Below are 6,750 nucleotides of genomic sequence, written 5' to 3'. Positions count from 1 at the left end.
TCAAGGGCTGCGTATACTACGCTACACCTTTTTATTCGTCAAGATCTTTTTTTTAAAAATTTGATCTTGTTCACCAACTTCATTACCGTCTGCTTTCGCTGACGCCGTGTCAGTGGATGCGCATTATAGAGCCTTAGAAAAATCATGCAAGCGATTATTGCAAATTTATTTCCGTTTGTGTTTTTTTTACACATAACGCTGTGAAAATAAACTAATTCTATACAAATTTTACAAACTTTCTTTAATTTACTATTGATTATATAATTGCTTTTTTTCTATTTCAGTCTAACTTTTTAAGTGGATTTTTTATGCCTTTCACTTTTGCACATCCAGCAATTGTTTTACCTTTTTACAAAAAGCCTAAATTTTTTTCCATGACAACCTTAATTATAGGTAGTATGTCACCTGACTTTGAATATTTTCTTAGAATGAAAATAAAAAGTGATATGAGCCATACTTTATTGGGTATCTTTTATTTTGATCTACCAATAACATTAATGGTTGCTTTTATCTTTCACTTTATTATTCGTAATGAATTGATCAAGAATTTGCCCCATTTTCTTTATAAACGGTTTGCTCATTATCTAAATTTTAATTGGCGTGAATATAGCTACCATCACTGGTTTATTGTCATAACTTCTGCATTAATTGGCGCACTATCCCATTTAGGTTGGGATAGTTTTACCCACTTAACGGGCTTTTTTGTACAACACCTACCTTTTTTACAACAGACAATTTCATTAAAAAATACTAATATTCCTATCTACCAATTACTCCAACATGGAAGTACTTTGATAGGATTTAGTTTAATATGTCTCTTTATTTTCAGATTACCGATCTTGGTTGATAAGACAAATAAAATTAGCTTTCTATATTGGGGGACAGTGTTTTTGATTTTTTTAAGTTGTTTTTCTCTCTTTTTCGCCAATACTATTCATACCTTTGGTCAAAGTGTGGTGAACTTTATTAATGCACTATTTTTGGGGTTAATATTATCACCTCTTATCGTGAAAATTATACGGCATTAATTTTAAATGCCGTATAACAATAGTATTTTTAGAAAATTATGACTCTGCTTTTATTTTATTGGGTAAATCCACCAAGCTGTCAATTACCCAATCAGCTTGCACTAATGCTTCTTCAGTAATGGCATCACCGGTTTTCACCAAAACCGTTTTTTTAACTCCGGCCTTTTTCCCCGACAATAAATCAGACACTCGGTCACCGACCATATAAGAGTTGGCAATATCAATTTTTAACTCTTTCGCTGCTGTTTGTATCATACCGGGATTTGGTTTTCGACATTCACAGTCATCAACCAGAGGATCATGTGGGCAATAATAAACACCATCAATATCAACACCTCGGTCTTGTAGTGACCAATCCATCCATTCTGTTAAGGTATTGAATTGCTCGTCAGTAAATATGTTTCTCGCAATACCAGATTGGTTAGTTGTAATAACAAGTAAAAAACCCATTTCTTTGAGTTCTCGCATTGCATCAATTACACCATCAATAAAGTGGAATTTATCAATAGTGTGTACATAATTGTAATCTATATTAATTGTACCATCTCGATCTAAAAATATAGCAGGCTTCATGTTTAATCATCTTCCTTTTATAGAGGTGTCTATCTAGCTTTATATAGGATATTATCGATTGACATAGATGTCTAGACGTCTTAATATTTATCCATTCCTTTTTATTAGTATATATCATGATAAAACTTGAACACATCTCAAAAAATTTTGAGCACAATAAAACCACTATCCATGCTTTAAAGGACATTTCATTAAATGTTCCTCAAGGTAAAATTTATGGTGTTATTGGCAAGTCAGGCGCAGGTAAAAGCACATTAATACGTTGTGTCAATCTATTAGAAAAACCAACCAGTGGAAAAATATTTTTTGACAACCAAGATATCACCCATTTATCTAATCGAAAATTAATTGAAGTACGCCGAAAGATTAGCATGATTTTTCAGCATTTTAATTTGTTATCATCTAGAACTGTATTCGATAACATTGCTTTTCCACTTGAACTAAATAAAACACCTAAAAAGGTAATCAAGCAAAAAGTAAATGAGCTTATTGAACTTGTAGGTTTAAGTGAAAAGGCTGATGTCTATCCAGCTAATTTATCGGGTGGACAAAAACAACGCGTCGCTATTGCTAGAGCGTTAGCAAGTGATCCTAAAGTATTATTATGTGATGAAGCAACCAGTGCCCTTGACCCTGAAACAACACGTTCTATTTTAGCATTATTAAAAGATATCAACCAAAAACTAGGTTTAACCATTTTATTAATCACTCATGAAATGGATGTTGTTAAACAGATTTGCGACCAAGTAGCAGTTATTAGTAACGGAGAATTAGTTGAACAATCTTCAGTCGGTGAAATGTTTTCGCATGCTAAAACAGATATTGCAAGGCAATTCATTCAATCAACATTACACCTTATTATTCCAGATGATTATTTAGCTAGACTAACACCAGTACATAAAGAAGGACTTAATCCACTTGTTCGTTTGGAATTTTCTGGTGTATCGGTAGATTTACCTTTACTGTCTCAAATAGCTAAAGAATTCGAAGTTGATAGTAATATTATCAGCGCTCAGATGGATTATGCGGGTGGCGTTAAATTTGGTTTGATGTTAACTGAAATGAAAGGAAAACAGAAAAGTACTGCATCAGCAATTGCGTTTCTAGAAAAAAATAATACTAAAGTTGAGGTTTTAGGCTATGTTTGATTTTATTCCTTCATTTAAACCATTTGAATCGATTTTTCGCTATTTAGCTCAACATGGTTTCTGGGAAGATTTTGTTACATTTTGTTCTTCATTTAATGGTTTTAGTGAAGCAATGCTATTCAAAATGGCACAAGCAACCGATGATACTATTTATATGGTGTTGTTATCAGGTTTTTATGGAACGTTAATTGGATTACCATTAGGTATATTGTTGTATGTCACCCGAAAAGGTAACATACTTGAAAATGACATTGTAAATTTTACATTCTCTTTTCTCACAAATATATTTCGAGCAATTCCTTTTATTATATTAATTTTATGGATAAAACCTTTCACAGTAGAAGTAATGGACATTATAACCGGCCAAGCCACCTTTTTAGGTAGACAAGGTGTTATTGTTCCGCTTAGTGTAGGTGTTGCGCCTTTAATTGCAAAAATGATTGAAAATGCTTTACTGGATATTCCTAAAGGTTTAATTGAAGCTGCTCGTTCAATGGGAGCCACACCATTACAGATTATATATAAAGTTCTTATTCCCGAATCTCTACCTATTATTATTAATAGCATGACAATAACACTGATAACATTAACAGGCTATATTGCACTCAGTGGAGCTGTTGGAGCTGGAGGCTTAGGGCAATTGGCTATTCAATATGGCTATAATAGTTACAAACCCGCTATAATGAATACAGTTGTTATTTTATTAGTTATATTAGTATTCCTAATCCAAGCTATTGGCAATAGGATTGTAAGGTATGTTACTCATCATTAATTTTGGAGAAAATTATGTCAATTAAACAGCTAGCACTAGCCACTACTTTGGTAAGTGCATTTTTTTTAACAGGTTGTGATAATAAACAATCATCTGTAACTGATAACAAACCAGCAGAACCAGCAAAAGTAAGTACTATCAAAGTTGGTGTAATTTCAGGTCCTGAACAAGAAGTAGCAGAAGTAGCCAAACAACAAGCTAAAAGCCTTTATAATCTTGATGTTGAACTTGTGATTTTTAATGATTACGTTACTCCAAATCAAGCATTAAATGATGGATTAATTGATATTAACGCTTTTCAACATAAACCATATTTAGATGAACAAATCAAAGAAAGAGGTTATAAATTAACTGTTGTTGGTAACTCATTTGTTTACCCTATTGCAAGTTACTCACACAAATTAAAACCGATTGAGAATAACAGTGAAATTGGGGAAGGTGTAAAAGTAACCTCACCTCGAGGCGAAACGTTCTTTATTCCAGCTAAATCAACAATTGCCATTCCTAATGACCCTACAAATTTAGGTCGTGCATTACTTTTATTACAACATGAAGGTTTAATTACTGTTGATAAGACAAAAGGTTTATTGCCAACTGTACTTGATATCACAAGTAACCCATATGAATATAAAATTATCGAACTAGAAGCTCCGATGCTACCTCGTTCGCTAGATGATTCGCAAGTCGATCTTGCTATTATTAACAATGCATTTGCTGGACAAGCAAATTTAACACCAAGCAAAGATGGTATTTTTGTTGAAGATAAAGAGTCTCCATATGTTAACATTATCGTATCGCGTGAAGCGGATAAAGATAATGAAAATGTAAAAAACTTTGTTAAAGCTTACCAAACTGATGCAGTAGCGCAAAAAGCTGACCAAATTTTTAATGGTGGCGCAATTCGTGGTTGGTAAATTAGCAAGCTATAATTTATTATATTCCGTCGGCATTCGTCGACGGAAATCATTAAAATAATTAAATAAAGAATCAACAATGACATATCAATTTGAACCAATTGGTATCATCCAGTCACCTTATGTTGAAAAATTTGCAGTGCCTCGTCAACCCAATCTGGTCAAAGCTGCTCAAGGTGAACTACATTTACTTACACCATATAACAATCCTATCAGTGTCAAAGGATTAGAACAGTTTTCTCATCTATGGCTTTTATTTCATTTCCACCATATTGAGCCAACCAAGAGGAGATTAACGGTACGTCCACCTCGTTTAGGTGGAAACAAAAGTTTAGGCGTATTTGCAACAAGATCTCCATATAGACCTAATAATATTGGTCTTTCAGTTGTTGAATTAATAGATATTATTGTTGAAAAAAATCAGGTGATTTTAAAGTTAGGGGGATTAGATCTCGTAGATGGCACACCTATAATTGATATAAAACCCTACTTACCTTACTGTGATAGCCATCCTGATGCAAAAGCGGGTTACGCTCAAATGCTTCCAGAACAGAAACTTGAAGTTTCATTCTCAGCTAACGCTAAATTATTTATTGAATCCCAACAAGATTATCCACAACTAACCGAATTAATTGAACAAGTAATATCTCAAGATCCAAGACCAGCTTATAAACAAAAAAACAACCATGAGCAAACTTATGCAATCTCACTATATCATTTTAATATTAAATGGAAGGTGATAGGCTGCTTAGCCGTTATTGAAAATATACATATTATTGAACGGTAATGTTAATTTATTTAAACGATAAATTTACAAAACAATGAGATATGTAATTAAATATTTTTTTTGTAAAAATTCTTTACAAAAGAATTACATAATACCGATAATATAGGTTGGTAAGAGAGCTTAATTCTGCTAAATTAAATGAGGGTTTAATTCCCTATATTTCACTTTGCCACTAAAGTTTTAATAATTTTAGTGGCACCTTTTATTTGCATCAATGATAATTGTTATTTTTCTTATTTCTCAATTCAGCAATATCTATCGCATCAAACAGATAATGTTTTCCACAATAATCACAATGAATGTCAATTTTGCCATCGTCTTCATTAAGAATCTCATCAATTTCCTTGGCTGGTAATGTCATTAAACTATCTTCACAACGTTGTCGTGAACAACCACATTTAAATACAATTTGTTGAGTTTCAAATAAGCGAACTTCTTCTTGATTATAAAGACGATATAAAATTTCATCAGTAGGAAGTTGAAACAACTCTTGGCTAGTGATGGTTTCAGTTAATGTGCTTAGAAGCTCAAATGACTCTTGAGTATTTTCATTTGCAGGTAACACTTGCAATAAAATCCCTGCAGCCATCGGTGTGTTATTATGCACTCCAGTTTTAACGAATAAACGAGTTGGCAGTTGTTCAGACTGCATAAAATAATTTTCAATACAGCCAATTAGCGTTTCTTTTTCTAATCCAACGATGCCTTGATAACGTTCGCCTTTTTTAGGCGTTATGGTAATTACAATGTAACCGTTGCCAACCATCTCCTTAAGAGAAGCATTATCGGCAATTTCACCATTTACTCGCGCAACACCACGTAATTCTTGTAGGTTATTGCCATTTACCACTGCTAATGTTAATGGCCCATCCCCCTGTAATTGCACAGCAATATCACCATCGAATTTCAATGTAGCGGTTAATAAACTGGTGGCTACTAATAATTCACCTAATAAATTCTGTACTGGAATAGGATAATTATGGTTTTCTAAAATAGATTGGTATGTTTTTTCAAGTCGAGTGATTTCCCCTCGAACAGGATGATTATCAAATAAAAACCGATTTAAAGTATCCATATTAATTGCCTTGTTGTCTTTCATATTTAAATTTAATTAATGTGCGCCGCTCTTTTTTATCAGGTCGTCGGTCCGGATGCGGCATGGCTAATGCATTAAGTTTTCTTGCCTGAGCAATATTTTCACGTTTTTCAATGCTCTCTGGGGTTTCTTGGTAAAGATATTCCACTTCTCTTGCGGCTCTACGCTGGTCATTAATGGCTAAAACTCGAATTGTCTTTTGCTCATTACCTTGCCTAAGCACTATCATCGCCCCAACTTCAACTATTTTGCTTGGCTTTGCTCGTTGGCCATTATAATGAACTTTTCCACCTTCAATCATTTCACGAGCAATGGAACGCGTTTTATAAAACCGCGCGGCCCATAACCATTTATCTAATCTGACGAGATGCATTGTTTCCTCGTTTAAGACTTAATACATTTATAACTAATATAAGTATCGTTTTATTAAAA

8 protein-coding genes are annotated in these 6,750 nt (G+C 33.3%); 5 read left to right on the top strand and 3 right to left on the bottom strand.

The features are described 5' to 3' along the window. The first annotated feature begins 308 nt into the window (after window positions 1-308). Window positions 309-1,028: a DUF4184 family protein gene (locus J3U09_RS09320; RefSeq protein ID WP_220225383.1), complete on the top strand. Its 720-nt coding sequence runs from the start codon at window positions 309-311 to the stop codon at window positions 1,026-1,028. A gap of 36 nt (window positions 1,029-1,064) precedes the next feature. Here the strand turns inward: J3U09_RS09320 and gmhB are convergent, their stop codons facing one another. Then, window positions 1,065-1,601, bottom strand: coding sequence for a D-glycero-beta-D-manno-heptose 1,7-bisphosphate 7-phosphatase (gmhB, locus tag J3U09_RS09315; protein ID WP_220225384.1), 537 nt, complete (start codon window positions 1,599-1,601; stop codon window positions 1,065-1,067). Between the two features lie 116 nt (window positions 1,602-1,717). On the opposite strand from gmhB, the gene metN reads away from it, so the two are divergent. The 4 genes from metN (at window position 1,718) to tsaA (ending at window position 5,222) form a co-directional block, all read left to right on the top strand. Continuing rightward, window positions 1,718-2,749, top strand: a complete 1,032-nt coding sequence (gene metN / locus J3U09_RS09310; RefSeq protein ID WP_267357986.1) for a methionine ABC transporter ATP-binding protein MetN — start codon at window positions 1,718-1,720, stop codon at window positions 2,747-2,749. Window positions 2,750-2,861: 112 nt separating this feature from the next. Next, window positions 2,862-3,521, top strand: coding sequence for a methionine ABC transporter permease (locus tag J3U09_RS09305; protein ID WP_065562822.1), 660 nt, complete (start codon window positions 2,862-2,864; stop codon window positions 3,519-3,521). 14 nt (window positions 3,522-3,535) lie between these two features. Next, window positions 3,536-4,435, top strand: coding sequence for a MetQ/NlpA family lipoprotein (locus J3U09_RS09300; protein ID WP_267357984.1), 900 nt, complete (start codon window positions 3,536-3,538; stop codon window positions 4,433-4,435). Window positions 4,436-4,514: 79 nt separating this feature from the next. Then, window positions 4,515-5,222: a tRNA (N6-threonylcarbamoyladenosine(37)-N6)-methyltransferase TrmO gene (gene tsaA / locus J3U09_RS09295; RefSeq protein ID WP_065562815.1), complete on the top strand. Its 708-nt coding sequence runs from the start codon at window positions 4,515-4,517 to the stop codon at window positions 5,220-5,222. Window positions 5,223-5,433: 211 nt separating this feature from the next. Here tsaA and hslO read toward each other — a convergent pair whose 3' ends face one another. Continuing rightward, a complete protein-coding gene (hslO, locus tag J3U09_RS09290; protein ID WP_218058424.1) occupies window positions 5,434-6,297 on the bottom strand; it encodes an Hsp33 family molecular chaperone HslO in 864 nt (287 codons plus the stop codon). Between the two features lies 1 nt (window position 6,298). Beyond that, window positions 6,299-6,691: a ribosome-associated heat shock protein Hsp15 gene (gene hslR, locus J3U09_RS09285; RefSeq protein ID WP_220225386.1), complete on the bottom strand. Its 393-nt coding sequence runs from the start codon at window positions 6,689-6,691 to the stop codon at window positions 6,299-6,301. Between the last annotated feature and the right edge of the window lie 59 nt (window positions 6,692-6,750).

The sequence above is a fragment of the Gilliamella sp. B2889 genome, assembly GCF_026536885.1.
GTDB lineage: Bacteria > Pseudomonadota > Gammaproteobacteria > Enterobacterales > Orbaceae > Gilliamella > Gilliamella apicola_E.
The sequence above is the reverse complement of the archived record's forward strand: the minus strand, read 5'-3'. Positions and strand labels throughout refer to the sequence as shown.